Origin of the sequence: Paenibacillus monticola (assembly GCF_009664975.1) — a bacterium.
Taxonomy (GTDB): Bacteria; Bacillota; Bacilli; order Paenibacillales; family Paenibacillaceae; genus Paenibacillus_AQ; species Paenibacillus_AQ monticola.
Genome location: NZ_WJXB01000001.1, coordinates 656,631 through 682,335, shown reverse-complemented (window position 1 = coordinate 682,335; position 25,705 = coordinate 656,631). Strand labels below are relative to the sequence as shown.

The following is a 25,705-nucleotide window of genomic DNA, read 5'->3' as shown; positions in this document are numbered from 1 at the left end:
TCCTAGAGATTGTGCTAGAACCCTCAAATGCGGCTCGCATATGTACGGCCGCATCTGAAAATTACATTATAGGTTTGATCTTTATCTTAAATATATGTTATTACTTCTTGATCCAATGCATCATTTCGCGCAATTGTCCGCCAACTACTTCTACTGGATGAAGGGCTTCGTTACGGCGTGTAGCCGTCAGGAAGGCACGTCCAGATTGGTTCTCAAGGATGAAGTCACGGGCAAATTTACCTTGTTGAATATCGGTAAGCACTGCTTTCATCGCTTTTTTAGTTTCACTTGTGATTACGCGCGGGCCAGATACATAGTCGCCATATTCAGCTGTATTACTGATAGAATCACGCATCGTAGCCAAGCCACCTTCGTATACAAGGTCAACGATTAGCTTCATTTCATGCAAACATTCGAAGTAAGCCATTTCTGGAGCGTATCCAGCTTCAGTCAATGTCTCAAAACCTGCTTTGATCAATTCGGACACACCGCCACATAGCACGGCCTGCTCACCGAACAAATCTGTTTCGGTTTCTTCACGGAAGGAAGTTGCGATAACGCCTGCACGGGTACAACCAATACCTTTAGCATAAGCAAGTCCGATTTCTTTCGCTTTGCCAGTTGCATCTTGCTCAATAGCAATCAGTCCAGGAACGCCAAAGCCCTCTACGTAAGTGCGGCGAACCATGTGACCCGGGGATTTTGGTGCAATCAACAACACATCAGAACCTTCTGGGGCAACGATTTGACCAAAATGTACGTTAAAGCCGTGCGAGAACATAAGAGCTGCTCCACTTTTAAGATTTGGTGCGATATCATTCTTATACACAGAGGCCTGTGTTTCATCTGGCAGCAAGATTTGCACTACATCTGCACGTGATACTGCTTCAGCTACTGAGAGTACTTCGAAGCCGTCATTCTTGGCCGTGTCAAAAGATTTACCTTCACGCAAGCCGATGACAACCTGAAGACCACTGTCACGCAGGTTTTGCGCTTGAGCATGTCCTTGGCTACCGTACCCGATTACCGCGATCGTCTTTCCTTTCAATACACTGAGCTCTGCATCCTGTTCATAGTACGTTGTCACTGCCATTGTCAAAATCCTCCTTTAATTTGGGACCCATTGTAAAGAGCGGGTGCTTCAAGAGCGCTAGACCGGCAAGATCCGCAAGCGGCTCTTCAAGCTCCCGCTCTTTACGCGGGAATTTCCATTCATCAATTAACTAATGTAATGCCAAAAAGCAGCAATTCGCTAAAGCCGTAAAATAAAACGTTTAACCATTACCCCGAATCATCGCTGTAACACCCGTACGCGACAGCTCCTTAATTCCATAAGGCTTAAGCAGTTCAATCATCGCGTCTATTTTCTGAGTATCTCCTACGGCCTGCACCAGCAGGCTTGTACTGCCGATATCAACAACCGAAGCGCGGAAGGTTTCGATTACACCCATAATTTCCGGCCGCTCCGCTGGCTCCGACTTCACTTTAATCAGAGCAAGCTCGCGAGCAACCATGGGTCTCGAACCAAGATCCACTACCTTGATAACATCAATCAATTTATAAAGTTGCTTCTCGATTTGTTCTAGTGTGCTTTGGTCTCCCAGAGTAACAATAACCATCCGGGATAAACCAACCTCTTCGGATTGTCCAACGGTGATGCTCTCAATATTAAAGCCCCGGCGTCCAAACAAGCCCGATACCCGCTGCAGTACACCTGGCTGGTCATTTACAAGCACAGCAATCGTATGTTTCATCACTGTTATTCATCCCCCATCAGCATATTATCGATGGTCGAACCCTGAGTTACCATCGGGTAGACATTCTCGTCTTTAGGAACAACGAACTCCACCAATACGGGACCTGGTGTTTCCAGTGCTTCCTGCCAAGCTGCATTTGCTTCCGCTTTATTCGTGGCCCGAAGGCCCTTCACTCCATAGGCTTCAGCCAGTTTCACGAAATCCGGGCTGCCTCCCAGGTCGGTATAGCTGTAGCGCTTCTCATAAATGAGATTCTGCCACTGACGAACCATGCCAAGCACCTGATTGTTAATAACCACAATTTTGACCGGTATGTTATTAATAGCACAAATAGCGAGTTCTTGCGAACACATCTGCATGCCGCCGTCGCCGTTAATGGAGACTACCAACCGTTCTGGAAAAGCCATCTGTGCGCCGATCGCTGACGGAAATCCGAAGCCCATCGTACCTAAACCACCTGAGGTAATCCATGAGCGCGGTTTGTTGAATTTATAATACTGCGCGGCCCACATCTGGTGTTGTCCTACATCTGTAGTAACGATTGCTTCCCCTTTAGTCGTTTCATTAATCATCTCAATAACCCATTGCGGTTTAAGCTCCGTCTCTGAATCCTTATAACGCAGCGGTTGATCTTGCTTCCACTGGGCAATTGTCGTTCTCCAGGCATCCGCTTTCGTTGCGCGGCCAACCTCAGGAATCAGCATTTCCAGTACAGTCTTCACATCGCCGACAATCGGAATATCAGGCGATACGTTCTTACCGATTTCAGCCGGATCAATGTCGATATGAACAATCTTAGCTTTAGGTGCAAATCCGTCCAGCTTGCCGGTAACACGGTCATCAAACCGGGCACCGATATTAATAAGCAAATCACACTGCTGAATGGCATTATTGGCGGTATAGGTACCATGCATGCCTGGCATACCCATCCATAAGTCCTCAGCACTGGGGAAACACCCAAGACCAAGCAGAGTAGTCGTAATCGGGATGTCTGTTTTTTTCACGAACTCGAACATTGCTTCATGCGCTCCGGAGTAGATTACCCCGCCGCCCGCAATGATAATCGGACGTTCGGCAACAGCGATCGCACGCACAAGCTTGTCAAGCTGCAGCTTGTTTGGAACGGTACGCGGATTATAACCCCGTAGATTAACCGTTGTTACTGGAGTAAATAATGTCTTTGCTGCGGATACATCCTTTGGAATATCAACAAGTACCGGTCCCTTGCGGCCTGTATTGGCGATATGGAAAGCTTCGTGAATGACACGAGGCAGATCCTCTACATCCCGTACCAAGTAGCTATGCTTCGTAATCGGCATTGTTATACCCGTAATATCCGCTTCCTGAAAAGCGTCTGTTCCAATCAGAGTGGAAAACACGTTACCTGTAATCACAACCAACGGAACAGAGTCCATAAAAGCCGTAGCAATACCTGTAACCAGATTCGTTGCTCCCGGTCCCGAGGTCGCTATACAGACCCCCGCTTTGCCGCTCGCTCTAGCGTAACCATCAGCCGCATGAATTGCACCCTGCTCGTGACGTGTCAAAATATGTTTGAAATCCGTGAAACCATGCAGAGCATCATAGATATACAATACAGCCCCACCAGGATATCCGAATACCGTATCTACTCCTTCCAGTACAAGACTGCGAAGCAGAATCTCCGACCCAGAAATCACCTCTGGTTTATTCCATTTCTCACGTAATTCCTCTGTAGACCGCACTTCCGGTATCTGCGCGCTCATCCAAATTCCTCCTCTGATATTTAACATTCATTATGCAAACGACGAACCGTCTTTTATACATCAGGTGAATGAATGGACTTTCATGACAACAAAAAAACCTTTCGCCTCCCACGCACAGACTTAGCGCGTGAGGGACGAAAGGTTGATCTTCCGTGGTACCACCCATGTTTGCATTACATCTCACGATGCAACGCCTTATCAGGTATACAAAAATCCATCGATGTAGGCTGGGCCCAAATCTCTGTAACCTGAAGTCCCTAACGCGGACTAAACGATTCCCCCTAATAATTCCACCACTCTAGCCAGTGGACCTTTCAGGGAAACAGCTCCGAGGTGAGCTCGTATATAAGGGGTTTTGGTGGAGGTTGCAGCAATTCCTCTCACTCTCTGATCAAAAGAGCCCTTAAAACTTCGTCCTCTTCATAGCTGATACATGTATGATCGATAAAATGTTTAGACACATTATATGATTCCTCACACGGTTAGTCAATACCCATATTTTAAAAATCGTCACAACTACTTATTCTATGGGGTCTGGAACGCCCAGCTCTTCGTTAACATATGATGTACGACAATGCGTGGAAAGGGGGCGCTTTATGATCCGTTTTCGTAGACCCAAACAGGACGATGTAGTTATCCTCGATTTAATCGAAAGTCAGCTTGTACCCTTGTCTCATCTGCCGCAATCCGTAATCAGTCAGGTCAGAAAGGATTTACCCCGGCGTATGGGTCACGGAGTCACATTGGTGGCTTGTCCCGACTATGAGAGTGATCCACTGGGGTTCGTCCACTTTATGCTGCATGGTGATCTGCTCTACATCGATATGCTGGCCATAGCACCTGCAGCCCGGCGCAAGCGATGGGGGAATATGCTGATGAACCGAGCAGAGCGGTTTGCACTATCACGCGGATGTCAGCGGGCTAAGGTAGCTGTTGATATTGGCAATACAGCTGGTCTCGTCTTTTATCAAAAATTGGGCTACATCGTAGCCCGTTATCAACCACAAAACTTTTGTTACGAACTGGAGAAACGTTTCTCTTGAATCAGAAGCTCTATTTACTTCTTAAAAGAATCCATATGGAGGGTAGGGTGCTCCACCATAGCCATAACCGCCACCATAAGGTACACCACCACCACCATAACCGTAACCGTAACCGCCACCATAAGGTGCGCCATAGCCGCCACCATATGCATACGGTGCAGTGCCTATAGCCAGCAAATCAAACAGCACTAGTGGAATGATTGCTTTCGTTTGCACTCTTTTACCATTTATGCGCTGCAAAATAAGGCGGTTCCCAGAAATCCGCAGCAGTTTGCCCGTTACCTTCGTGCCGTCCTTTTTCACCGCAACAATATTTTTTCCCACTAGCTTCATGACCTGTTTCTTCGTCACTGCTTGTGTCATAATATCCCTCCTATAAGATTTACTTATCTGCATATCTTTCTCTTCAAAACAGTCTATTCATTGGAAAAGCCTTTCGCCTGTTCATCAGCCCACTTTTTGTGATAACACAAATAAAAGCCGCATCCCCGGAAAAAGACCGGAAAGGCAGCTTTAGAAAATGCAATTTCATTAAAATATAAGCTGGATTAGCGTTTACCAGGATCGTAAGGCTGACCCAATGCACTTGGAGCTGAGGAACGTCCTACAGCACTTACAAGCACTATAATGGTCAACACATAAGGAATCATGAAGATAAATTCCTGTGGTATATTTTGGGACCATTCAAACAATTGGACATAATTACGGATCGCTTGCGAGAAACCAAAGAAGACTGCTGCAGCAAAGGCACCCAGTGGATTCCATTTACCAAATATCATTGCTGCAATCGCAATAAAACCCTGACCTGAAATAGTATTGTGTGCAAAGGTGCTTGTAGTCGTTAAAGTTATTGTAGCTCCACCCATTCCAGCAAGCATACCACTCAGCATTACGCCAATATATCTCATCCGATTAACATTAACACCCAGCGTATCTGCAGCACTTGGATGTTCGCCGACAGCGCGTAAACGCAGACCAAAAGGTGTCTTGAACAAAACAAAATAAATAACTAAAACTAGCACTATTGCCAGATAGGTTGTCGGATAGGAATCAAAAACCCCTTCGCCGATGATTGGGATTTTAGAGAGCCATGGAACTGAGATTTTGCTAAAACCATCGATCAACGGAGTCTCGCCTGCACCATCAAATAACAGTTTGACCATATATAGTGTACTGCCAGCAGCTAAAAAGTTAATTACCGTGCCACTAATTGTCTGATCAGCCTTGAAGGTAATGGACGCAACGGCGTGAATCAATGAGCCGAGAACTCCTACAGCCATTGCGCATAGAACACCAATCCAAGGAGCCCAAGCCCCCATCCCAGCATCTTGAGCGTAATAGCCACCCACTGCAGCTGCAAAAGCACCAAACATCATCAAGCCTTCAAGTCCGATGTTTACTACACCGGAGCGTTCAGAGAAGATGCCGCCGAGTGCGGCAAAAATAAGCGCAGTGGAAAATACAAGCGTAGTATTCAGCAATTGGCCTAGAACATCCATTTATAACACCTTCTCTTTCTTGCGCTTGAAGTAAAACGGTTTGAGCACCCAGCGTACAATCCCTTGTGCTGCGATAAAGAATATGATTGAACCTATAACTATGCGGATAAGCTCAGGTGGTACATCAGCACCGAAGCTCATGCCTGCCGAACCATAAGTCAGCGTACCATAGAGAATCGCAGCCAGGATAACTCCAAGTGGATGTGTTAATCCCAATAGAGCAACAGCAATACCATCAAAGCCATAACCTGGAGATGCTGCAAAAACAGATTGGTAATGGAATACACCCAATACCTCTCCTGCCCCGGCCAGACCTGCAAAAACACCACTAATGAACATTGCCTTCACAATATTACGGCCAACATTCATTCCTGCATACTCGGCAGCATGAGGATTCAAACCTACCGCCCGCATTTCGTAACCCTGCTTGGTCTTCCATAAGAAGATATAGAAGAAGATAGCTGCAGCAATGGCAATCAATGTACCCCAGTGTAAACGGGCGTTATCGAAGGTTGAGTTAAGGAAGGTCATTGATAGTGAAGCTGGGATATTCTCAGAGCGATTCTGACCCGGAAGCAGTAGAAACGTTCTAACAATATAATTAGCCAAAAAGAGTGCAATCCAATTCATCATAATTGTCGTGATAACTTCATTAATCCCGCGTTTAGCCTTTAGGTAACCCGCAAATCCAGCCCATAGACCGCCACACAGACCCGCTGCAATGACTGCAAGTGGAACCAGGAGGAAGGAAGGTAGGAAGGCCAGCTTGATACCCACAACGGTTGCTGCTGTCATACCAATCATGACTTGACCATCCGCACCAATATTAAACATACCGGAACGAAAGGCAAAAGCTACAGCCAGACCTGTTAGCATTAACGGAGTCATCTCACGAACAGCTTCCCCGAAGTCATATGGACTACCAAATACACGTTTAAATAGGGCAGCATAAGCGGCGATAGGATCATACCCGCCAACCAGCATAACAATAGCCCCCACGAGGAAACCCAACACAATAGCAACTAAGGGAACAATATAACTATCTGTGGTAAATATTTTTTTGAGTCTATACACCCGCATTACCTCCCCGCTTCAAGCTGCCTGCCATCATGAGTCCTAGCTCTTGATCGTTCGTATCCTGCGGGAATACTTCACCAACAATTTGTCCTTCATAAATAACGACAATTCTGTCGGATACGTTCATAATCTCATCCAGCTCAAATGAAATGAGCAGCACTGCCTTGCCTTTATCACGTTGTTCAATCAACTGCTTCTGGACGAATTCAATGGCCCCCACATCAAGACCCCGTGTAGGCTGGGCCGCAATCAGCAATGTCGGATTTTTGTCTATTTCCCGCGCAATAATCGCTTTCTGTTGATTACCGCCTGACAAGGAACGTGCTTTGTTCTCTATAGAGGCTGTACGAACGTCAAATTTCTTGACCAGTCCCTCTGCATATTGATTGATGACCTCATTGTTAAGAAAACCATTTTTGTTGTACGGACTTTTATAGTACGTTTCCAGTACCATGTTCTCACTCACAGTGAAATCAAGCACAAGACCGTGCTTATGGCGATCCTCAGGAATATGGGAAACATTCATCTCCGTAATTTTACGAGGAGATAAATTAGCGATTTCTTTCCCAGACATATTAATAGAGCCGGAATCTATTTTGCGCAATCCCGTAATGGCCTGAATAAGCTCACTTTGTCCGTTTCCGTCCACACCGGCGATGCCTAATATTTCCCCTGCTTTAACTTCAAAACTCAATCCATTCAACACAGAGACACCATCTTTGTTCTTACTGCTGACATCTATAAGCTTCAGAACGGCTTGTCCAACAGTTGGAGGCTGCTTATCCACCTTGAACGTAACGTCACGTCCGACCATTTTCTCAGCCAGCTCATTGGGATTGGTTTCTGAAGTTTTTACCGTATCTATTACTTTCCCACGGCGAATGATGGTAACCCGATCGGAAATCTGCATAATTTCTTTGAGCTTATGTGTAATTAGAATAATAGATTTGCCCTCTGCAACGAGCCGCTTCATAATAGCCATCAGTTCAATAATTTCCTGCGGCGTTAACACAGCAGTTGGCTCGTCGAATATAAGTATATCCGCTCCGCGGTATAGGGTTTTCATAATTTCTACCCGTTGCTGCATGCCCACCGAAATGTCATGGATTTTGGCATTCGGATTGACTTGGAGGCCGTACTGCTCCGATAGCTTGCGAACCTGCTCCGCAGCGGATTTATAGTCGATTTTAAGACCTTTCTTGGGTTCCATGCCAAGGACAATATTTTCAGTTACCGTAAAAGGATCAACAAGCTTGAAATGCTGATGAACCATACCAATGCCAAGCTCAATTGCTTTATTGGGATTATCAATAATAACTGGTTTCCCATCGATTTCGATGCTGCCTTCATCGGGCTGATAAAGTCCGAATACGATATTCATCAAAGTAGATTTGCCTGCTCCGTTCTCACCAAGCAGCGCATGTATCTCCCCCTTCTCCAAAGTCAAACTAATGGAGTCGTTTGCGACAATACCGGGAAAGCGTTTTGTGATTTGCTTCAACTCTACGACAGGAGCCGCAGCACTCATGGAATCACCCTCATCACAGAATATATTACCATGTAGACACGGCTGTACCGCCCCTTACGGGACGGTAGCGCTATGCCATACTTATGCCAGTACTTTAACAAGGAACAAGGCCAGCACTAAACCGGCCTTGTTCCTTGTTAGTTTATTATTTGTAGTGCAAAAAAATAGTTAAGGCGATATTACTCAGAAGGAACTGTGATTGTTCCAGCAATGATTTGTGCTTTATATTCTTCAACTTTAGCCAGAATATCAGCAGTTACATTAGCTTTAGATGTTTCCGGAAGACCTACACCGTTATCCTTCAAGCCCAGTACTGTAGTAGTACCACCTTTGAAAGTACCATCGACAACTTCTTGGGAAACTTTCTTAACCGCTTCGTCAACACGTTTAATCATTGAAGTCAAAGTAACGTCATCCCCAAATTCCAAGGATTGGTCTTTGTCAACGCCGATAACCCATACTTTAGCACCGCCTGCTTTATTACGGGATTTAGCTTCATTGAAAACGCCATTTCCTGTTGCGCCAGCAGCTGGGAAAATGATATCTGCACCATCATCATACAATGTAGCAGCCAAAGATTTACCAGTATCTGGCTTGTCATACGCGCCTGCATAAGTGATCTTCACTTCAGCAGATGGGTTAACAGCTGCAACACCAGCTTTGAAGCCTACTTCAAAACGTTTGATAACTGGGCTTTCCATACCGCCGATGAAACCTACTTTGTTAGTCTTAGTTGTCAGACCGGCAACAACACCAACCAAGAAAGAACCTTCATTCTCCGAGAAAGTAACGGATGCAACGTTAGGAGCATCCACTACGCTATCGATGATGGCCAAGTTAGCAGTAGGATTCTCAGTAGCTACTTTAAGAACTGCATCCCCTAGGTCAAAACCAATACCCCAAGTTAGGTTATAGCCGTCTTTAACAAATTGGTTAAGGTTCGGCTCATAGTCAGCATTGGATTTACTTTGCAGATATTTAATTTCAACACCCGCTTCAGTTTTGAGTGCTTCAAGTGCTTCCCAAGCGGATTGGTTAAAGGATTTGTCGTTAACTCCGCCTACGTCAGTAACCAGGCCGACTTTAACATCAGTCTTAGGAGCATCCGTTGGTGCTTCTGTTGGTGCATTAGTTGCTGCATTAGTGTTTCCTTCTGCGGCATTGCCAGAGTTAGCATTGTTGTTTCCGCAACCCGTTAAAACAACTGTGAATGCCAGCATCGTAACAAGAGATAGCTTAAAAATCTTTTTCATCGATAGTGATCCCCCTTAAGAATTGGATGTCTTCTGTGTTCTGCTTGGACATTCCATTAGATCAAATTATAACTGCAAAAAAGCCTAAAATCCAGTCTATAAATGACCTCAGGTCAATAATAATTTGCATTTTTCTGCAAGAAAACGCTTTCCATGACATTGTATGTTATTATCATGTCGGAAACGTGTTAGAAAACCTCAGAATTCCTCTGTTCTCGTATATATATCATTAATATTATTGCACACTGAAGTATTTTCTATTATTATGAGTGCTTAGTAATTGTACTGAAAGGAAGTTATCGGAATGTTAAACGAAGACAACAAATTAAAAGAAACACCTGCTTTTAAATATTGCCGTGAGTCACGCGTATTTAAGACCGGCCGCGTCTTCCCAAATGATGTAAATAACCACAAGACTTTATTTGGCGGTAAACTTATGAGCACTATTGATGAAGTAGCTTCTATTTCTGCTATGCGGCATTGCCGAACTAATGTTGTGACTGCTTCTTCTGATTCAGTTGATTTCTTACGGCCGATCAGACCTACAGATTCCGTCTGTTTCGAATCCTTCGTCTCCTGGACAGGACACACTAGCATAGAAGTATTCGTAAAGGTTATCTCGGAGAATCTATATACGGGTGAGCGCGCCGTCGCTGCAACCTCATTCATAACCTTTGTTGCCGTTGAGGAAGATGGCACTCCTGCTCCGGTCCCAGCCATCGTACCTGAGACGGACGAAGAGAAGCTAATCAGTGAGTCAGCCAACGAGCGATCTGAGCTGCGTAAGGTGAGACGGACAAGCAGCAAGAAACTAGCCTCACAGCTAAATACCAGCAAGTACTGGGAATAGGCTAGCCAGCATTACATAATTAAGCCATGAACTATATTGCATGGTGTGACTCCATAATTGACCTCACATCGCACAAAAAAAGCACCGCTGCACGGGCAATCCGCAGGCGGTGCTTTTCGGTTATATTATAGGAATCTTACGCGTTAATCTTCTCTTTAGCTACAACAGCCAGTGAGTTGAATGCGTTAAGATCATTTACAGCCAAGTCAGCCAGCATCTTACGGTTAACTTCTACACCAGCCAATTTCAGGCCGTATACAAGTTTGCTATAAGACAAGCCGTTCAAACGTGCTGCTGCGTTAATACGTACGATCCACAGTCTGCGGAAGTTACGTTTAGTCTGACGACGGTCACGGTATGCATAAACCATCGATTTCATTACTTGTTCTTTCGCTGTTTTAAAAATGCGATGCTTGGAACCGAAATAACCCTTTGCCAGCTTCAATACTTTTTTATGTCTACGACGAACTACAAATCCGCCTTTAACTCTTGCCATATTAATAAACCTCCCAAAAATGTGTGATAATTATCTCTTTAAGTTAGCCAAACCTTGTCTCAAACGTCTTACATCCCCAGGGGCCATTACTGGATTACCATTCAGAACACGCTTAGCGCGTTTCGATTTGTGGGACAGCAAGTGATTCTTGTGAGCTTTGTAACGTAGTACTTTACCTGTTCCGGTAATCTTGAAGCGGCCTTTCAGGCTGCTATGTGTTTTCATTTTAGGCATGGTGTTTCCTCCTTGAATATTATGCGGCGTCAAATTGCTGAGCAAGTGACTCCATATTTATTGGGCTTTAGGAGCCAAAATCATAATCATGCTGCGGCCTTCTAGCTTAGGCTGGCGCTCAACAACAGTTATATCGGCCACTTCGTTCTTAACACGCTCCAAGATTTTCTGGCCGATACTTGCATGTGTAATCTCACGTCCGCGGAAACGTACGGAGCACTTCACTTTATCGCCTTCACCCAGAAACTTGAGAACATTGCGGAATTTAGTTTGATAATCATGTTCCTCAATGTTAGCACGGAACCAGACTTCCTTAATGTCAACGATCTTCTGGTTTTTGCGTGCTTCCTTCTCTTTCTTCTGTGTTTCATAACGGAACTTGCCGTAATCCATGATGCGGCATACCGGCGGTTTTGCCTGTGGCGCAACGTTGACTAAATCCAGATTAAGATCAATCGCCATTTGCAACGCTTCGCGTATCGGTTTAATTCCGATTTGTTCACCTTCCGCACCAACCAACCGAACCTCTTTGGCCCGAATTTCATCATTGAGCATATGTTCCTTACTGATAACTCTCCACCTCCGGATCTTCTTAAACGCTTTACTGTAATTCTCCATAAAAACGGGGTGCCGGTAACTCCCGACACCCCGTTTGATCAACGTTCATGAATTCTAACATTCATAAATCATTGAGATCAAACCAGCTGGCAAATGACCAGACAGGTGAGAAGCCGGTGCTTCTTCTTACAATCTCTATGCTTTTCACACTTGATTACTATACACCTCTGAGCACATAGTGTCAACACTTATTATACTTGTTTACTCTGAACTTCTTCAAGTCTTACGACACGCGTATGCTTGGTATGGCTCCATTGCTTATTGTTCTGCGTAAAGAACGCATAGAACGTGATTGGATACCAAGAGATCAGGTAAATAGGGAAGAGCAGCAGATAGAAATATACTTTCTTGTACTTCACCTTCTCTAGAGCCATTGCAAGAATGAAGGTAAAGATATTGGCACCAACAGCTATATAGCTAAGCCATATAGGTAGATGTCCATAAATATTAGCGATGTTAGGTCCGTTAAACATTGTGATATCAACGAACATTACCGCTGGCATTAGAAAGGTCAATAGTACAATATATACATTTGCTCCATACAGAGCGAGGTCAAACTTCGTCAAGCTGCGCTCTTTAATACTCTGCCACAGCAAAGGAAAAAAGTAGCGGCGAGCCACTGTAAAGTGACCTTGCATCCAGCGGAGGCGCTGTACTGACGAAGCCTTGAACGTCAATGGCTTCTCATCAAATACCTTGGCATCATAATTAAAGCGTGGGTAGATACCCTTGGAAGCACTGCGCATCGTGAACTCCAGATCTTCAACCAGGCTTGTTGCTCCCCAGCCGATCTCCTTCAAAAGAAGGGTTTCAAAGCACATGCCGGTTCCACCAAGAAAGTTGGCCATCTGCAGATTATGACGTGACAGCTGCCATAAACGGTTGATGTACCAATACGAAACGCCATAAGCGGCAGTAATCCATGAATCTTCTGGATTCTTCGTATCGATATATCCTTGGATGACTCGTGCGCCTGAACAGAGATCATTATTCATCTCCATCAGAAATTCAGTATGCGCCAAATTGTCGGCATCAAACATCACGACACCATCATACTGGCGCGGCATGCCCCATAGTTCTTTGAGCATCCACTCGATAGCATATCCTTTGCCTCGCAGATTTGAATTGGTACGAACACAAGCATTCATGCCATGTTCCCGTACAATTCGGGCCGTACCGTCTGTACAATTGTCGCAAATAACAAATACATCGTACAAGTCAGCCGGATAATTAAGCTGCTTAAGATTCTCCATTAACGCGCCAACAACTTGTTCCTCGTTATGTGCCGCAACCAACACAGCAAAAGATTTCTCTGGCTTAAAATGAGCCTTTTTCTTCTTCTTGTGCAGTCCGAATAACGAAAATGAAAACTGATAAACTGCAATTGCCGCCAAGATCACTTGGAGCGTAACAAACAGTGCGTCTGTCATGATCTTTTGATGCCCCCTTTTCAATCTTTGTGTTCTTTTTTTCTCTCTCTGAACCGTTATACGTTTTTACTGACCCTTTTGTTGCATCCCCTACAATAGACCGAGTACATCCCCATATTATTGGCAGGCTTCTAAATTTATATAATGTTTAAAAGAACTGGACGGATTCCACATCTTTCGGAAATCCTTATTTCTCTGTATCCTTTTAAACCTGTTTGGCCTGCTTGAATCATTGTAAGGCGTAAGGGTGCCGGAAGTCAAAACTAGCAATTTTCGAGTAAAGTCGAGCTTTTCCTTGAAATGGACCACCCTAAAAAAGTATGATGAAGACAGTTGGATGCTAAAAACGGATTGTCGCAAGAGCGCCTAATATCTGTAGCCGAACTATCGGAGGGACAAGATATGAGACATTTATTCATGAAGTTGCATCTCTGGGAGCGGCACCTTTTTCAATGGATTAACGGACGAATGCACAATCGCTTTTTGAATTTCTGGTTGTTTTATCTTACCCATCTGGGAGGAGCTACAGGCGCAGTTGGCATCAATATTATCATATGGGCATTTGCGCCCCAGCCTTTGAGCAATACTGCGCTGCAGGCGCTGGCAGCTCTAGCGATCAGCCATCTGCCTGTTGCGGTCGCCAAGAAGCTGTATCCACGCATGCGCCCCTATCTGGCGCTTCCGGGTACCCATACGTTCCACAATCCGCTGAAGGATCATTCTTTTCCTTCAGGCCATACTACTGCTATATTTGCCGCTACGGTACCTTATATGGCTACATATCCAGCCCTGACCGTTATTTTGTTGCCACTGGCCTGCACTGTTGGCTTCTCCCGAATTTATCTCGGATTACATTATCCTTCCGATGTTATTGCGGGCGCGGCTATCGGGACCAGTGTGGCAGCAGGCACACTAGCATTATGGATCTGAATCCTATTGATTTGAACCGTGAAAACCTTTGAGAACAGGTGAATTAAACTTTGCGCAAAAAAAGAGTGTTATTACTATCAGAAGGCTTTGGCGCAGGTCATACCCAGGCAGCATATGCGCTATCCAGCAGCCTGCGCAAATTGTCGCCTAATGTACAAACCAAGGTGCTGGAGTTGGGGAATTTTCTAAATCCCAAGATGGCTCCGCTTATTGTATCAGCGTACCGCAAAACAATTACCACTCAGCCCCGACTGATGGGCTACGTATACCGTCACCAGAAATCATTCAATCGTCTTACAACGCTTGCCTTGCATCGCATCTTTTATACGCAGACCAAAAATATTGTGAAGCAACTGAAGCCGGATCTTATTATCTGCACACATTTTATTCCTAGCGCAGTGGTTTCTCGTCTGAAGCGGCTGGACCCTGCCTTTAAAGTTCCGCTCGTGACGGTAATTACCGATTATGACGCGCATGCCAGCTGGATCAGTAGAGAGGTTGATCGGTATCTGGTATCCACTCCCGAGGTGAAATCCAAGCTACGCCTGCGCGGTGTCTCTGCCGCAGCCATCCAAGTGACCGGAATTCCTGTACATCCGAATTTCTGGGAACATCCCGGAAGAAAGGAAATTCTGGAGAAATTCAAGCTGCAGGATATGCCGACTGTCCTTGTAATGGGCGGTGGCTGGGGAATGATGAACGATGAAGTCATTAATTCTTCACTGGCCGGCTGGAAAGAACAGATTCAAATTGTATTTTGTCTTGGCAACAATGACAAGCTCCTGCTCAAAATGAAAGAGGACCCGCAATATAATCATCCTCATATCTCTCTGCTCGGCTTCACTCGCGAGATCGATAAACTCATGGAAGTATCCGATCTATTGGTCACGAAGCCCGGCGGTATGACTTGCAGTGAAGGACTAGCCAAAGGCATCCCAATGTTATTCCATCATCCGCTGCCCGGTCAGGAAGAAGAGAACTGCCGCTACTTCACTGCCGCGGGATTCGGAGAGCCGATCGACTCTCTGGATGTTGTCGTCAAATGGATGGAGCGGCTATTAAACAGCTATGAAGATGTGCAGAACACACGTAACAGCAATCTTAAGGTAATCGACCGCTATCATCCATTGCAAAGCGCGCAAAGTATCATCGATATGCTTGGAAATACGAATGGCAGTCAAGGGTAAACCCCTTGGACTGCCATTTTTTACGAACTATAGTCTGTATTTCTCCAGTCTATTGGCTTGATAGAGTTCGAGAGCCTCTGCTCCCACGATCGCCTCACAGCGGTGAATATTGACGCCACGACCCGTAAATTTCGTCTCGTATTCGGTCATTACATGTTCCTCGTTAATAACGCCATCCGCGTGAAGATCCAACGAAATGTTCTTCATCTGCAGCCCATAATCGGCAAAGGCATTCAAGGAGAACTCGAAAAGACTTCTTGAATCGGTCTTGAGATGAATTTCACCAAGCGGACTGAGCAGACCGCGATATTTGTCGAGAAAGCGCGGATGGGTCAGACGGCGGCGTGCATGCTTCCCCTTAGGCCAGGGATCGCTAAAATTAAGATAAATGCGTTCAAGCTCTCCAGGAGCAAATACTTCTTCCGAATAATTAATATTGGCGAGGGCCAGCTTCAGGTTCGGCGGTGTCTCTTGCCCTGCCGGCTCCCATACTGCTCTAGCCTTCTCACCTGCCCGGCGAACCAGCTCATCATACATATCCACTCCGATAAAGTTAATATCAGGATATTTAAAGCTCATCTGGCTAATAAATTGTCCCTTACCCATTCCGAACTCCACATGGATCGGATGGTCATTGCCAAACAATTCAGACCATCGTCCCATAAGACTGCGAGGGTCAAGAATGACCAAATCAGTCTGTCCTTCCAGACTTTCACGTATTCCTTTTCTTCCGCGTAAACGCATATGGTATTCCTCCGCTTATCTCTAATGCTATAACTATCACTTGCAATATTGTGCCGAACTTGTTCCCAAAAGTAAAGGGATAAAAGCAAAAAAGAGAAAGAAACTCTCCCGCCAACACCGCAAAACGGCGGGCAGAAGAGTTCCTTTCTTGTTGTATTTTGGAATTGGGGTCCATTATTTCAACAGTCCATAGTCTACCTTGCTGGAGAATTAAAATCAAATTTCTTCTCGAATGCGCTGCGTATCTTGCGTTGTGCTTCTATCTTAATCTTAGGGTTGCCGTTAAATTCCACACCTGTCAATGAAAGAGCTTCATCGGGAGTTAACTGCACCTCTATTGAACCTTTTCCTTCGGCTACTACTGTTTGAGAATTCATCGTTATCACCTCACGGTTATTATTATGGACCGGACGACACGAAAATATGAATTCAAGAATGAATTTCCTGTGGCTGCAGTGGCTTTTGATACTTTGAATATAACATAATGTGTAAGCATTTACAAGATAAATACACCCTTCTCAAGCCCTATTTTCAGCAGGGGTTCGGGGAGTAAATGTTACGTTATGCGCTGATTTTTGATACAATAGATGGGATTCAGAAAGGAGCTACTCATGTCTAACCTTTTACAGACCTCCTCCGCACTGTTATGGGGGGATAAACGTTTCCATACCTGGAATTACGAAATGCGCGAAGAAATGGACACAAAGGTGTTCAAAGTATCGCTTGATGCAGGATTTACTTGTCCGAATCGTGACGGTTCTATAGCTAAAGGAGGCTGCACGTTTTGCAGTGCCAGAGGCTCTGGTGATTTCGCTGGCAGTCGTCGCGATGACCTCGTTACGCAATTTAATAAAATACGCGACAGACAGCATCTGAAATGGCCAAACGCTAAGTATATTGGCTACTTTCAAGCCTACACCAACACGTACGCTCCTGTAGAGGAGCTTAGAGAATATTACGAAATCATTTTGCAGCAGCCAGGAGTTGTTGGACTAGCTATCGCTACACGTCCGGACTGTCTGCCGGATGATGTTGTGGAATATCTGGCAGAACTGAATCAGCGCACGTATCTCTGGGTGGAAATGGGCTTACAGACAATCCACAATTCCACCTCGGAGTTGATCAATCGTGCCCATGATACCCAATGCTATATAGAGGCTGTAGCGAAATTGCGGCGGCATGGTATCCGGGTCTGCACACATATCATTCATGGGCTTCCACAGGAAACACATGAGATGATGCTGGAGACGGTCTCCGCCGTAGCCAATATGGGTGTGCAAGGCATCAAGATCCATCTGCTGCATCTCATGAGCAAGACCCCGATGGTCAAGCAATACGAAGCTGGACTACTGCGTTTCATGGAACGGGATGAATATGTAAAGCTAATTGCTGATTCGCTGGAAATCCTGCCGCCGGAGATGATCGTACACCGCCTGACTGGGGATGCCCCGCGGGAGATGCTGATTGGACCCATGTGGAGCCTCAAGAAATGGGAAGTGCTCAATGCCATTGACGATGAGCTGATTGCCCGTGATACTTGGCAAGGTAAGTATTGGAGGAAAGGCTAATGGGCTTCTTGTCCGTTCTTAGCTTTGCTCATAAACTAACCACCGAGCGGCTAGCGCTTGGTGACCGCGCGATTGATGCGACTGTTGGCACTGGTGCAGATACGCTTTTTTTGGCAAAAACAGTCGGAAAGCGCGGGGCTGTGTACGGCTTCGACATCCAGGCTGCCGCCCTTGAGCTGGCCAGTGAACGCCTTCGGTTAGCCAGAGAGGAATCCCCGCTGGCAATCTCTCCAGTGACCTTGCTGCTGCGCAGTCATGCCGCTATGGCGCAAGCCGTTCCGGCTGACTGGGCGGAAACAGTTGGGGCTGTGATGTTCAACCTTGGCTATTTGCCTGCAGGCGATGCCGATAGGAGCATTATCACTCAGCCGGACAGCTCCCTTGAAGCGCTGGAAGCCGCATTAAGGCTGCTGCGCCCGGGAGGGATTATGACAGCTGTTCTTTATCCCGGCCATGCAGGAGGAGATCTGGAAGCCGCTGCCGTAGAGTCATGGGCGGCAGCCGTTCCTATGCATGTAGCACAGAGCATTATTTATCGTCAGCTCCAGCGTGCCGATGCACCTTATTGCTTGGCACTCGAGAAGAAAAAAAGCAAGGACCATTAAATTAAATTTGGTAAACAGGAAGGAAGTTGTAAAAATGACGTTACCTTATCCTTTGAAATTTCAACCTGAATTTAAAGAACGTGTCTGGGGAGGCCGAGCACTGGAGAAATTCGGTTTGGACTTGCCAGAAGGACATATCGGTGAAGGCTGGATGATCGCTGATCATCCGAACGGAACCTCTTCCGTAGTTAACGGAGAATTGGCTGGACAAGGCCTGGATCAAATCCGCGAGCAATTTGGCCACGAATGGTTCGGCAGCAAAGGGATTTCGGAAGCAGGTGGAAGATTCCCGCTGCTGATCAAACTGTTGGACTGCAATGACAATCTGTCCATCCAGGTGCATCCTACGGATGACTATAAGGGATTGCCACAGGGAGAACTGGGCAAAACAGAAATGTGGTATGTGCTGGATGCCAAACCAGATGCCAAAATCATTTACGGCCTCAAAGAAGGCGTAACCCGTGAGACACTGCGGGAAGCCCTTGAGAAAGGTACTGTTATGGACAGCCTTCAGGAGGTATCCGTCTCCGCCGGCGACTCGTTCTACATTCCAGCTGGAACCGTTCACGCCTTGTGTGCTGGTGTTGTCGTTGCAGAGATTCAACAAAACTCAGATACTACATATCGGATTTATGATTATGACCGCCCTGGCCTTGATGGCAAGCCGCGTGAGCTTCATATCGAGGATTCCCTCAATGTTACGGCTTACGAAGGTGCAGGAGCTACTTCGATGAAGACCGACAATGCTGTGCCTGGTGAATGGCTGCAGCTCGCAGCTTCCCCTTATTTTATTGTGGAAAAAGGACTTGTGCTTGGAGAATGGAATCTCTCTACAACATCAGACAGCTTCACTATTCTAGTAATCTGTGAAGGCAGCGGACATCTGAAATGGAACAGCGGTTCCCAGCCCTATGCTGCAGGTGAGTGTTATTTATTGCCATCAAGTCTTGGCTCCTACTCGATCGAAGGTCAGTCCACCGTGCTTCGTTCTTACTTGCCATAAGCCATAACTTTCAGGAGGAAAGGCTATGAGGGAAAATAGTTTTACTATGACTGATCCCGTAGGAGTAAATCTTCATGTCTATGAGTGGCTGCCGGAGCCAGAGATGCCCATCAGAGGAATTGTACAAATATCTCATGGGATGTGCGAAACGGCTGCCCGTTACGCTCGCCTTGCGGTCGCCTTAACTGGACATGGTTATGCGGTATATGCCCATGACCACCGAGGCCATGGCCAAACTGCGGGTGAGGTCGATCTACTAGGCGATACTGGAGAGAATGGCTTTTACTGGATGCGGCGCAATGTGCTCCAGCTCTGCGCCATAGCCCTTTCCAGACACGTTGGACAGCCCATATTCCTCTTTGCACACAGTATGGGTTCCTTTCTGGCCCAGAAGATGATGTGTGAAGAAGGTAATGAGGTCTATGCGGGTTATATTCTCAGTGGCACCAACGGCCCACGCAGCATGCTGCGACTCGGCGAGTCACTAGCTGGCATACAGTTCAGGCTCCAGGGTGACCGTCATCGCAGCGTTTTGCTGAACGGCATCGTATTCGGTGGTTACAACCGGACCTTCCTCCCGGTAAGAACACCGTTTGACTGGCTAAGCAGTGATACATCTGAAGTAGATAAATACATTGCTGATCCCTTTTGCGGTGCGATCTGCACTACCCGCTTTTTCCGTGACTTCTTCCGGTTGCTGCGTGACATACACTCGCGAAAATCTCTGCGCACCCTATGTAAAGACAAGCCTGTATATCTTTTTTCCGGAGCAAAAGACCCCGTCAGCATGAACGGCCAGGGGGTCCTGCGTCTTGTAAAGATATATAAGGAGCATGGGATCTCGGATGTGGAACATAAGCTATATCCAGAAGGCAGACACGAAATGCTGAATGAGGTGAATCGGGAACAAGTTACAAGCGATGTGCTTGATTGGCTCGCCCGCCATTTGCCTGCAGAGACGAAGCAGCAAACGACTGCTACTTTAATCTCCTAGGTACGCTAAAAGACAGGCATTCCAGCTTTTCCGGAATGCCTGTCTTTTCTTTTATCCGCTACAAATCTACTAATGATCCATTTTTTAACAATGCTAGTATGATATAATTTAACTGTACAACACTGCATGTTTGAGTACCCGGTCATCCCCTTTATTGGGAGGTGATAGAAATGGAGGTACGCGATGCAATTGCTTTAATGTTCGCATTCGGGATGTTTATATTAGCGCTTCTAGCCTATATCAAAAAGAAATAGACCGCCCCGGCAAGGTTTCGGTCTATCTCATACGCAAAAACTAACGACCGGCTGCTCATTCAGCAGTGGTTGTACGTGGGGCCATGCTCACGCAGGGCTCCTTTTTTATACTTATTATAACATAACCCATTTTATTACAGAAATACTACACCTGCAATTAATAAGGGAGAATGGGAGCGGAGCAAGGAAATCATCAGCAGATATCTTGGAGCCAGTAAACAGGTTATCTACGATATCGGCGGTGGAACAGGTGCTTACTCCAGATGGCTGGCGGCAATGGGCCATGAGGTCCATATGTTTGAGCTTGCGCCTGAAGCTGATGCGACCGCCGATCTGGGTTCGTCCCTGTAATTTGAAAAGCTCACCAAACGCTAGGGGAATATCCTCCTTGTAGGATCACTGTTCTGCCTTACACTCCCAGTCAATCCTCCCAAGGAATAATCTGCAACTCTGGCCATAACTTCTTCCATTTCTGCGCTTTGCTGCAATATATGCTTTCGTTTATGAGCACTTTATTCGGTCTGACAATCAGGCTGAATAAATCTCCCAAGCCAAATGGCGCGTATATGTGCCAGCTGTCATCCTCTTTCAACCTCGCTCCAAGACACGTGGCTGTAGTCGGCCACGTGTCAATTGCGGCCTCCAAAGAGTGATAAGGCTGAAGATCAATCCCGAATTTATCTCGATACCAAAGATGCACACGAGCTTGATTCTTAATGTCCACCGGAAAGGGAGTTCCGACAAAAAACTCCTTTCCTTTCGTGATCATTGCATCTTCTGCAGCGTAGCTGAGATCAGCCTCATCATAATAGATGATGTCTACATCACCAATGCCATATTCCGGTGGGCGTTCCGTTAACTTATTCCACACAGTCTGCACAAGACAGCCTGCCCCAATGAAATAGGGATGTGGGCCTAATGACCTCGCTGCTTGAAATAAAGACATTAGCGTTTCGTTCTCAGTAAAAATATTAATTAGCCTATCCTTATATTGTTCTTCATGCAAAGATAAGGAAATTGGTTCCTTCACGTCCAAGCCCCCCTGTGTTATAGCGGCAGCGTGTAATATTGCGCCCGCTGGCTTTCATCCTGCTGGTACAGCACAATGAGCAAAGTGTTCCCGGTTCCAACTATGCTGGAGGGTACATCAGCCACAGCTGTAGAGGCAACATCCGCCATCGCAGCCGCAAACGTGATATTTGCATCACTGGCTGCTAACGCTGAGACGATATCGCTACCCGACTCACCGCTGGAAAGGGTATCCACGAAAGCTGGGGCCTCTGCTCCGGCCCGCATGCCGCTGATGGATTCCAGCACCGCTTCCAGCGAAAAGGGCAGCACCTCGAGCATAATAAACTTTTGCAGCTCCCGTTCACTGAGTTTGGCCTCCGCCAGCTTCGCTGAGATTTTTTCAGGATGGCTGACAATTCTCTTCAAATGATGCGACCAATCCGCTTTCTCGAGTGTGTAATCCCACCAGATTTTACGCGGCTTATATTTATGTCCAAGGAAGTAATCGAGCTTCATCAGTCCTGTTATAACCTCCATGGATGGTGTTCCCCGGTCGTTGAGGAATGACTGCAGGCGGGTGAACAGATCCTCCAACTGATGGCCGATCTTCTGCCAGCCCCGCTCTTCCCAATAATCACCGAATTTCTGAAAGAAATCGAAGGGCGATTCGAACACATGGCGGATCAAATATTTGGCCGTATGGTCGAGTCTATGGCTGTTCCAGTATTTCTCCAGCACATCCTCCAGCCGCTTTAAGCGGATGATATCGGAAAAGGGCATCATATGACTGCTCAGAATCTCATAAGGCGCATGCTCCATGTAGGTATAGTCATATTTGGCTGCCTGAGCACGCAACCCAGTACCACGAAGCATCTTGAGAAAGCCCAATTGCAGCTCTTCCGGTTCCATGGCGAAGACATCATTGAAGGTTTTGCGGAAGGTGGAATAATCCTCCATCGGTAGTCCGGCAATCAAATCCAGATGCTGGTCAATATTGCCGCTCTCCTTAATCTTCATCACCGTACGGGACAACTTCGTAAAGTTCTGGCGGCGTTTGACCAGTTCATTCGTCTCGTCATTGGTAGACTGCACGCCAATCTCAAATCTAAACACTCCTGGTGGGGCATTATTGGACAAGAAATCCAAGACCTCAGGCCGCATAATATCGGCTGTTATTTCGAACTGGAACACACAGCCTTGGTGGTTATCGATCAGAAATTGGAACATTTCCATCGCGTAGCTGCGGTTGATATTGAATGTACGGTCCAGAAACTTGATGACCTTAGCACCATTTCCAATTAAATAGAGCAGATCCGACTTTACTCGTTCAATATCATAGTAGCGTACGCCTACCTCTATACTCGACAGACAGAAGGAGCAACTGAAGGGACAACCTCGACTGGTCTCAAAATATACAATCCGTTTGCCCAGATCCGGCAAATCATCGGCAAAACGATGCGGTGTGGGCAGGGTGTTGAGATCACTTTTGGGACGCGGCGGATTGACAATCAGCTCCTCCCCCTGACGGTAGGCAGCTCCAAATACAAAGTGGAATTTGTGGTCATCGCGCAGCTCCTGCAGCAGGTGGTGAAAGGTTTCTTCGCCGTCGCCGTTAACAACAAAATCAATGCCAGCTTCCCGTTTCATCCAATACAGCGGCTCATACGATACCTCAGGCCCACCCAAAATAATCTTCACTTCAGGCATCACCTGTTTAAGAATACCGATCAGCTTGACCGTCTCCTCGATATTCCATATATAACAGGAAAAACCGATCACATCCGGCCGTTTCTGAAACAAATCCGACACGATATTCATCAAGGGATCTTTGATGGTGTACTCTGCCAAAAGAATATCCTTAAATTCATGTTCACTGTAAGCCTTAAGCAGACGGATCGCCAGTGAGGTATGGATATATTTAGCATTTAATGTGGCCAGGATGATTCTCATGCTTCTGCGACCTTCTTTACATTTCATTTTGGAAAAAATCAAGGAATTCCTTGCCGTACTTGCGATATTTCACTTCCCCGACACCCTTCACTCTCAGCATTGCACTTTCTGTCTGCGGGCAAACCACACTCATCTCACGCAAAGTCGCATCATTAAAAATAATATAGGATGGCACATGCTCCCGACCTGCCAGCTCCCGCCGGATGAGGCGCAACTGCTCGAATACGGTCTCATTAACTGCTGAGGGTGACAGATCGTGGCCACGGCCGCGATCCCGTGAACTGGATGCACCCGTGCGGGAAGGCCTTGCTACACGCTGCAGAACCTCACGCTGGCCGCGCAGCACTTCAGCAGCAGGGAGCTGCAGTCGCACGACTGGATATTGCCCTTCCGACAAGGCCAGATAACCTTCCGAGATCAGCACATTGATGATCTCGGAAATCTCCTTCTCGCTCTTGCCGGACATCATGCCATGTGTTGGCAGCTTATCGAAACCATACTGTACTACTTTCTGATTACGAGAGCCCTTCAGTACCGAGGCTACCAGTGCCACACCATAGCGCTCCCGCATGCGGTGAATGCAGGAGAATATTTTTTGCGCATCTACGGTCATATCGACCAATTCCCGTTCATCCGTACATGAACTGCAAATCCCACAAGGCTTGTCCCCATGCTCTTCACCGAAATAATCCAGATGTGCATTTCGCAGGCATCGGGTGGTATAGCAGTAATCAATCATCGATTGAAGCTTGCGGTATTCGTTGGCTTTGCGCTCCGGATCTTGCGGGTTCTGCTCGATCAGGAACTTCTGCGTCATGATATCCTGCGCACTGAACAACAGGATACACTCACTAGTCTCACCGTCCCGACCGGCACGCCCTGCTTCCTGAACGTAGGCCTCCATATTCTTCGGCATATTATAGTGAATAACATAACGTACATTTGACTTATCGATCCCCATGCCAAAAGCATTCGTGGCTACCATGACTCGGATATCATCATAGAGGAAGCCTTCCTGACTGTCGGCCCGCTCAGTATCGTTCATTCCGGCATGATAGCGGCCTACTGCTATTCCGGCACCTTGCAGTCTTTGATGCAGATCATCCACATCTTTGCGAGTGGCGGCATATATAATGCCTGGCTGATGAGAATGTGTTGCCGCGTAGTCCATAACGAACTCCCGCTTATTCTCGCCCCGCAGTACTGACATCGCCAGATTATCCCGTCCTAGTCCGGTCATGAAGACACCCGGCTTGCGCAAACGCAGCAGTCGGACCATATCCTCCATTACCTCCGGCGTAGCGGTTGCGGTAAAAGCGGCCAGAATAGGCCGGTTGGGCAATTCCTCCACGAACGGAGAAACGGAAAGATAGCTCGTGCGGAAATCATGTCCCCATTGCGATACGCAGTGAGCTTCATCGACAGCCACACAGGAAATAGATAGTTCTGCCATTTCCAGACGGAACCAGTCCAGCTCCAGCCGTTCCGGTGCAACATAGAGCAGTTTCAACTCGCCCCGATGGGCAGCGCGAATCCGTTCGTTAACTTCCTTCCCGCTCAGCGTGCTATTAATAAAAGCTGCCGGAATGCCGGCTGTGGTCAGTGCGTCCACCTGATCCTTCATTAGCGAGATCAGCGGTGAGATTACAAGCGTCAAGCCCGGCAGCAGCAGCGCCGGAACCTGGTAGCAGATCGACTTTCCGCCTCCAGTTGGCATAATGCCCAACGTATCTCGGCCTTCCAGCAGGCTCTCAACTATCTTTTTCTGACCCTCGCGGAAGTCCGGATAGCCATAATATTTTTGCAGTTCAGCCTGCGCCTGTTCCATAGTAGGGACTTGCATCTTCATCTCTATCATAACTCCTTAAGCGTTTCTATCTTTAGTTTAGCGGCCAATGGAGCAATGAGCAACTGTCAGAGGGGGAAATT

General features: G+C 46.7%; 27 protein-coding genes. 10 read left to right on the top strand and 17 right to left on the bottom strand.

Annotated features, from left to right (window positions below):
- Nucleotides 1-100 precede the first annotated feature (100 nt).
- The 3 genes from ilvC to ilvB form a co-directional block, all read right to left on the bottom strand.
- Nucleotides 101-1,093 (bottom strand): ketol-acid reductoisomerase, encoded by a 993-nt coding sequence (gene ilvC, locus GJB61_RS02820; RefSeq protein WP_154116888.1) that lies wholly within the window; start codon nucleotides 1,091-1,093, stop codon nucleotides 101-103.
- Between the two features lie 181 nt (nucleotides 1,094-1,274).
- Nucleotides 1,275-1,754, bottom strand: coding sequence for an acetolactate synthase small subunit (gene ilvN, locus GJB61_RS02815; RefSeq protein WP_154117292.1), 480 nt, complete (start codon nucleotides 1,752-1,754; stop codon nucleotides 1,275-1,277).
- A gap of 5 nt (nucleotides 1,755-1,759) precedes the next feature.
- A complete protein-coding gene (gene ilvB / locus GJB61_RS02810) occupies nucleotides 1,760-3,502 on the bottom strand; it encodes a biosynthetic-type acetolactate synthase large subunit (protein ID WP_154116886.1) in 1,743 nt (580 codons plus the stop codon).
- A 596-nt stretch (nucleotides 3,503-4,098) separates the two neighbouring features.
- On the opposite strand from ilvB, the gene GJB61_RS02805 reads away from it, so the two are divergent.
- Nucleotides 4,099-4,545, top strand: coding sequence for a GNAT family N-acetyltransferase (locus GJB61_RS02805; protein ID WP_154116884.1), 447 nt, complete (start codon nucleotides 4,099-4,101; stop codon nucleotides 4,543-4,545).
- 21 nt (nucleotides 4,546-4,566) lie between these two features.
- On the opposite strand, the gene GJB61_RS02800 is transcribed toward GJB61_RS02805, so the two are convergent.
- The 5 genes from GJB61_RS02800 to GJB61_RS02780 form a co-directional block, all read right to left on the bottom strand.
- Nucleotides 4,567-4,908 (bottom strand): hypothetical protein, encoded by a 342-nt coding sequence (locus tag GJB61_RS02800; RefSeq protein WP_154116882.1) that lies wholly within the window; start codon nucleotides 4,906-4,908, stop codon nucleotides 4,567-4,569.
- A 185-nt stretch (nucleotides 4,909-5,093) separates the two neighbouring features.
- Nucleotides 5,094-6,044 (bottom strand): ABC transporter permease, encoded by a 951-nt coding sequence (locus GJB61_RS02795; protein WP_154116880.1) that lies wholly within the window; start codon nucleotides 6,042-6,044, stop codon nucleotides 5,094-5,096.
- Nucleotides 6,045-7,118 carry an ABC transporter permease gene (locus GJB61_RS02790; RefSeq protein WP_239712664.1) on the bottom strand — a complete coding sequence of 358 codons (1,074 nt, stop codon included), beginning with the start codon at nucleotides 7,116-7,118 and terminating at the stop codon, nucleotides 6,045-6,047.
- Entirely contained in the window at nucleotides 7,111-8,649 is a 1,539-nt protein-coding gene (locus tag GJB61_RS02785) for an ABC transporter ATP-binding protein (RefSeq protein WP_154116876.1), read from the bottom strand. The genes GJB61_RS02790 and GJB61_RS02785 overlap by 8 nt, the downstream gene beginning before the upstream one ends.
- A 179-nt stretch (nucleotides 8,650-8,828) precedes the next feature.
- Entirely contained in the window at nucleotides 8,829-9,902 is a 1,074-nt protein-coding gene (locus GJB61_RS02780; RefSeq protein ID WP_154116874.1) for a BMP family lipoprotein, read from the bottom strand.
- Nucleotides 9,903-10,206: 304 nt separating this feature from the next.
- On the opposite strand from GJB61_RS02780, the gene GJB61_RS02775 reads away from it, so the two are divergent.
- The gene (locus GJB61_RS02775; RefSeq protein WP_154116872.1) at nucleotides 10,207-10,752 is read left to right on the top strand and encodes an acyl-CoA thioesterase; all 546 of its coding nucleotides are present in this window, start codon (nucleotides 10,207-10,209) and stop codon (nucleotides 10,750-10,752) included.
- Between the two features lie 136 nt (nucleotides 10,753-10,888).
- Here the strand turns inward: GJB61_RS02775 and rplT are convergent, their stop codons facing one another.
- The 4 genes from rplT to GJB61_RS02755 all read right to left on the bottom strand — a co-directional run bounded on the left by rplT (nucleotide 10,889) and on the right by GJB61_RS02755 (nucleotide 13,530).
- Nucleotides 10,889-11,248, bottom strand: a complete 360-nt coding sequence (rplT, locus tag GJB61_RS02770; protein WP_036649386.1) for a 50S ribosomal protein L20 — start codon at nucleotides 11,246-11,248, stop codon at nucleotides 10,889-10,891.
- Between the two features lie 30 nt (nucleotides 11,249-11,278).
- A complete protein-coding gene (gene rpmI / locus GJB61_RS02765) occupies nucleotides 11,279-11,482 on the bottom strand; it encodes a 50S ribosomal protein L35 (RefSeq protein WP_154116870.1) in 204 nt (67 codons plus the stop codon).
- 57 nt (nucleotides 11,483-11,539) lie between these two features.
- Nucleotides 11,540-12,037 (bottom strand): translation initiation factor IF-3, encoded by a 498-nt coding sequence (gene infC, locus GJB61_RS02760; protein WP_154117291.1) that lies wholly within the window; start codon nucleotides 12,035-12,037, stop codon nucleotides 11,540-11,542.
- 254 nt (nucleotides 12,038-12,291) lie between these two features.
- Entirely contained in the window at nucleotides 12,292-13,530 is a 1,239-nt protein-coding gene (locus tag GJB61_RS02755) for a glycosyltransferase family 2 protein (RefSeq protein ID WP_154116868.1), read from the bottom strand.
- A 402-nt stretch (nucleotides 13,531-13,932) separates the two neighbouring features.
- On the opposite strand from GJB61_RS02755, the gene GJB61_RS02750 reads away from it, so the two are divergent.
- The gene (locus GJB61_RS02750) at nucleotides 13,933-14,460 is read left to right on the top strand and encodes a phosphatase PAP2 family protein (protein WP_154116866.1); all 528 of its coding nucleotides are present in this window, start codon (nucleotides 13,933-13,935) and stop codon (nucleotides 14,458-14,460) included.
- Nucleotides 14,461-14,510: 50 nt separating this feature from the next.
- On the top strand, nucleotides 14,511-15,647 hold the full coding sequence (locus tag GJB61_RS02745; protein WP_154116864.1) for an MGDG synthase family glycosyltransferase: 1,137 nt from the start codon (nucleotides 14,511-14,513) through the stop codon (nucleotides 15,645-15,647).
- A 27-nt stretch (nucleotides 15,648-15,674) separates the two neighbouring features.
- Here the strand turns inward: GJB61_RS02745 and trmB are convergent, their stop codons facing one another.
- Together trmB and GJB61_RS02735 are read right to left on the bottom strand one after the other, a co-directional pair.
- A complete protein-coding gene (gene trmB, locus GJB61_RS02740) occupies nucleotides 15,675-16,391 on the bottom strand; it encodes a tRNA (guanosine(46)-N7)-methyltransferase TrmB (RefSeq protein ID WP_154116862.1) in 717 nt (238 codons plus the stop codon).
- A 194-nt stretch (nucleotides 16,392-16,585) separates the two neighbouring features.
- Nucleotides 16,586-16,768 carry a hypothetical protein gene (locus GJB61_RS02735; protein ID WP_154116860.1) on the bottom strand — a complete coding sequence of 61 codons (183 nt, stop codon included), beginning with the start codon at nucleotides 16,766-16,768 and terminating at the stop codon, nucleotides 16,586-16,588.
- 234 nt (nucleotides 16,769-17,002) lie between these two features.
- Here GJB61_RS02735 and mnmL point away from each other — a divergent pair, with 234 nt between their 5' ends.
- The 6 genes from mnmL (at nucleotide 17,003) to GJB61_RS31040 (ending at nucleotide 21,209) form a co-directional block, all read left to right on the top strand.
- Nucleotides 17,003-17,959, top strand: coding sequence for a tRNA modification radical SAM protein MnmL/YtqA (gene mnmL / locus GJB61_RS02730; protein ID WP_154116858.1), 957 nt, complete (start codon nucleotides 17,003-17,005; stop codon nucleotides 17,957-17,959).
- Nucleotides 17,959-18,564, top strand: a complete 606-nt coding sequence (gene mnmM / locus GJB61_RS02725; protein WP_154116856.1) for a tRNA 5-(aminomethyl)-2-thiouridylate-methyltransferase MnmM — start codon at nucleotides 17,959-17,961, stop codon at nucleotides 18,562-18,564. Before mnmL ends, mnmM begins: the two co-directional genes overlap by 1 nt.
- Nucleotides 18,565-18,598: 34 nt before the next feature.
- Nucleotides 18,599-19,567 (top strand): type I phosphomannose isomerase catalytic subunit, encoded by a 969-nt coding sequence (locus tag GJB61_RS02720; RefSeq protein ID WP_154116854.1) that lies wholly within the window; start codon nucleotides 18,599-18,601, stop codon nucleotides 19,565-19,567.
- Between the two features lie 25 nt (nucleotides 19,568-19,592).
- Nucleotides 19,593-20,561 carry an alpha/beta fold hydrolase gene (locus GJB61_RS02715; protein ID WP_154116852.1) on the top strand — a complete coding sequence of 323 codons (969 nt, stop codon included), beginning with the start codon at nucleotides 19,593-19,595 and terminating at the stop codon, nucleotides 20,559-20,561.
- A gap of 170 nt (nucleotides 20,562-20,731) precedes the next feature.
- Nucleotides 20,732-20,815, top strand: coding sequence for a putative holin-like toxin (locus tag GJB61_RS31485; protein WP_154117290.1), 84 nt, complete (start codon nucleotides 20,732-20,734; stop codon nucleotides 20,813-20,815).
- A gap of 205 nt (nucleotides 20,816-21,020) precedes the next feature.
- Nucleotides 21,021-21,209: a hypothetical protein gene (locus GJB61_RS31040; protein WP_195724207.1), complete on the top strand. Its 189-nt coding sequence runs from the start codon at nucleotides 21,021-21,023 to the stop codon at nucleotides 21,207-21,209.
- 27 nt (nucleotides 21,210-21,236) lie between these two features.
- Here the strand turns inward: GJB61_RS31040 and GJB61_RS02705 are convergent, their stop codons facing one another.
- From GJB61_RS02705 to recQ, 3 genes are read right to left on the bottom strand one after another with little or no spacing between them, the layout of a single operon-like run.
- Complete coding sequence (locus tag GJB61_RS02705; RefSeq protein ID WP_338115645.1) at nucleotides 21,237-21,845, bottom strand: nucleotidyltransferase family protein; 609 nt, start codon at nucleotides 21,843-21,845, stop codon at nucleotides 21,237-21,239.
- 17 nt (nucleotides 21,846-21,862) lie between these two features.
- Nucleotides 21,863-23,776: a B12-binding domain-containing radical SAM protein gene (locus tag GJB61_RS02700; RefSeq protein WP_154116850.1), complete on the bottom strand. Its 1,914-nt coding sequence runs from the start codon at nucleotides 23,774-23,776 to the stop codon at nucleotides 21,863-21,865.
- Nucleotides 23,777-23,792: 16 nt separating this feature from the next.
- Nucleotides 23,793-25,625, bottom strand: a complete 1,833-nt coding sequence (recQ, locus tag GJB61_RS02695; RefSeq protein ID WP_154116848.1) for a DNA helicase RecQ — start codon at nucleotides 25,623-25,625, stop codon at nucleotides 23,793-23,795.
- Between the last annotated feature and the right edge of the window lie 80 nt (nucleotides 25,626-25,705).

Coding starts and splice junctions, on each gene's coding strand:
- ilvC (WP_154116888.1), bottom strand. CDS start 1,093: ATGGCAGTGACAACGTACTATGAACAGGATGCAGAGCTCAGTGTATTG.
- ilvN (WP_154117292.1), bottom strand. CDS start 1,754: ATGAAACATACGATTGCTGTGCTTGTAAATGACCAGCCAGGTGTACTG.
- ilvB (WP_154116886.1), bottom strand. CDS start 3,502: ATGAGCGCGCAGATACCGGAAGTGCGGTCTACAGAGGAATTACGTGAG.
- GJB61_RS02805 (WP_154116884.1), top strand. CDS start 4,099: ATGATCCGTTTTCGTAGACCCAAACAGGACGATGTAGTTATCCTCGAT.
- GJB61_RS02800 (WP_154116882.1), bottom strand. CDS start 4,908: ATGACACAAGCAGTGACGAAGAAACAGGTCATGAAGCTAGTGGGAAAA.
- GJB61_RS02795 (WP_154116880.1), bottom strand. CDS start 6,044: ATGGATGTTCTAGGCCAATTGCTGAATACTACGCTTGTATTTTCCACT.
- GJB61_RS02785 (WP_154116876.1), bottom strand. CDS start 8,649: ATGAGTGCTGCGGCTCCTGTCGTAGAGTTGAAGCAAATCACAAAACGC.
- GJB61_RS02780 (WP_154116874.1), bottom strand. CDS start 9,902: ATGAAAAAGATTTTTAAGCTATCTCTTGTTACGATGCTGGCATTCACA.
- GJB61_RS02775 (WP_154116872.1), top strand. CDS start 10,207: ATGTTAAACGAAGACAACAAATTAAAAGAAACACCTGCTTTTAAATAT.
- rplT (WP_036649386.1), bottom strand. CDS start 11,248: ATGGCAAGAGTTAAAGGCGGATTTGTAGTTCGTCGTAGACATAAAAAA.
- rpmI (WP_154116870.1), bottom strand. CDS start 11,482: ATGCCTAAAATGAAAACACATAGCAGCCTGAAAGGCCGCTTCAAGATT.
- infC (WP_154117291.1), bottom strand. CDS start 12,037: ATGCTCAATGATGAAATTCGGGCCAAAGAGGTTCGGTTGGTTGGTGCG.
- GJB61_RS02755 (WP_154116868.1), bottom strand. CDS start 13,530: ATGACAGACGCACTGTTTGTTACGCTCCAAGTGATCTTGGCGGCAATT.
- GJB61_RS02750 (WP_154116866.1), top strand. CDS start 13,933: ATGAGACATTTATTCATGAAGTTGCATCTCTGGGAGCGGCACCTTTTT.
- trmB (WP_154116862.1), bottom strand. CDS start 16,391: ATGCGTTTACGCGGAAGAAAAGGAATACGTGAAAGTCTGGAAGGACAG.
- GJB61_RS02735 (WP_154116860.1), bottom strand. CDS start 16,768: ATGAATTCTCAAACAGTAGTAGCCGAAGGAAAAGGTTCAATAGAGGTG.
- mnmL (WP_154116858.1), top strand. CDS start 17,003: ATGTCTAACCTTTTACAGACCTCCTCCGCACTGTTATGGGGGGATAAA.
- mnmM (WP_154116856.1), top strand. CDS start 17,959: ATGGGCTTCTTGTCCGTTCTTAGCTTTGCTCATAAACTAACCACCGAG.
- GJB61_RS02720 (WP_154116854.1), top strand. CDS start 18,599: ATGACGTTACCTTATCCTTTGAAATTTCAACCTGAATTTAAAGAACGT.
- GJB61_RS02715 (WP_154116852.1), top strand. CDS start 19,593: ATGAGGGAAAATAGTTTTACTATGACTGATCCCGTAGGAGTAAATCTT.
- GJB61_RS31485 (WP_154117290.1), top strand. CDS start 20,732: ATGGAGGTACGCGATGCAATTGCTTTAATGTTCGCATTCGGGATGTTT.
- GJB61_RS02700 (WP_154116850.1), bottom strand. CDS start 23,776: ATGAGAATCATCCTGGCCACATTAAATGCTAAATATATCCATACCTCA.
- recQ (WP_154116848.1), bottom strand. CDS start 25,625: ATGAAGATGCAAGTCCCTACTATGGAACAGGCGCAGGCTGAACTGCAA.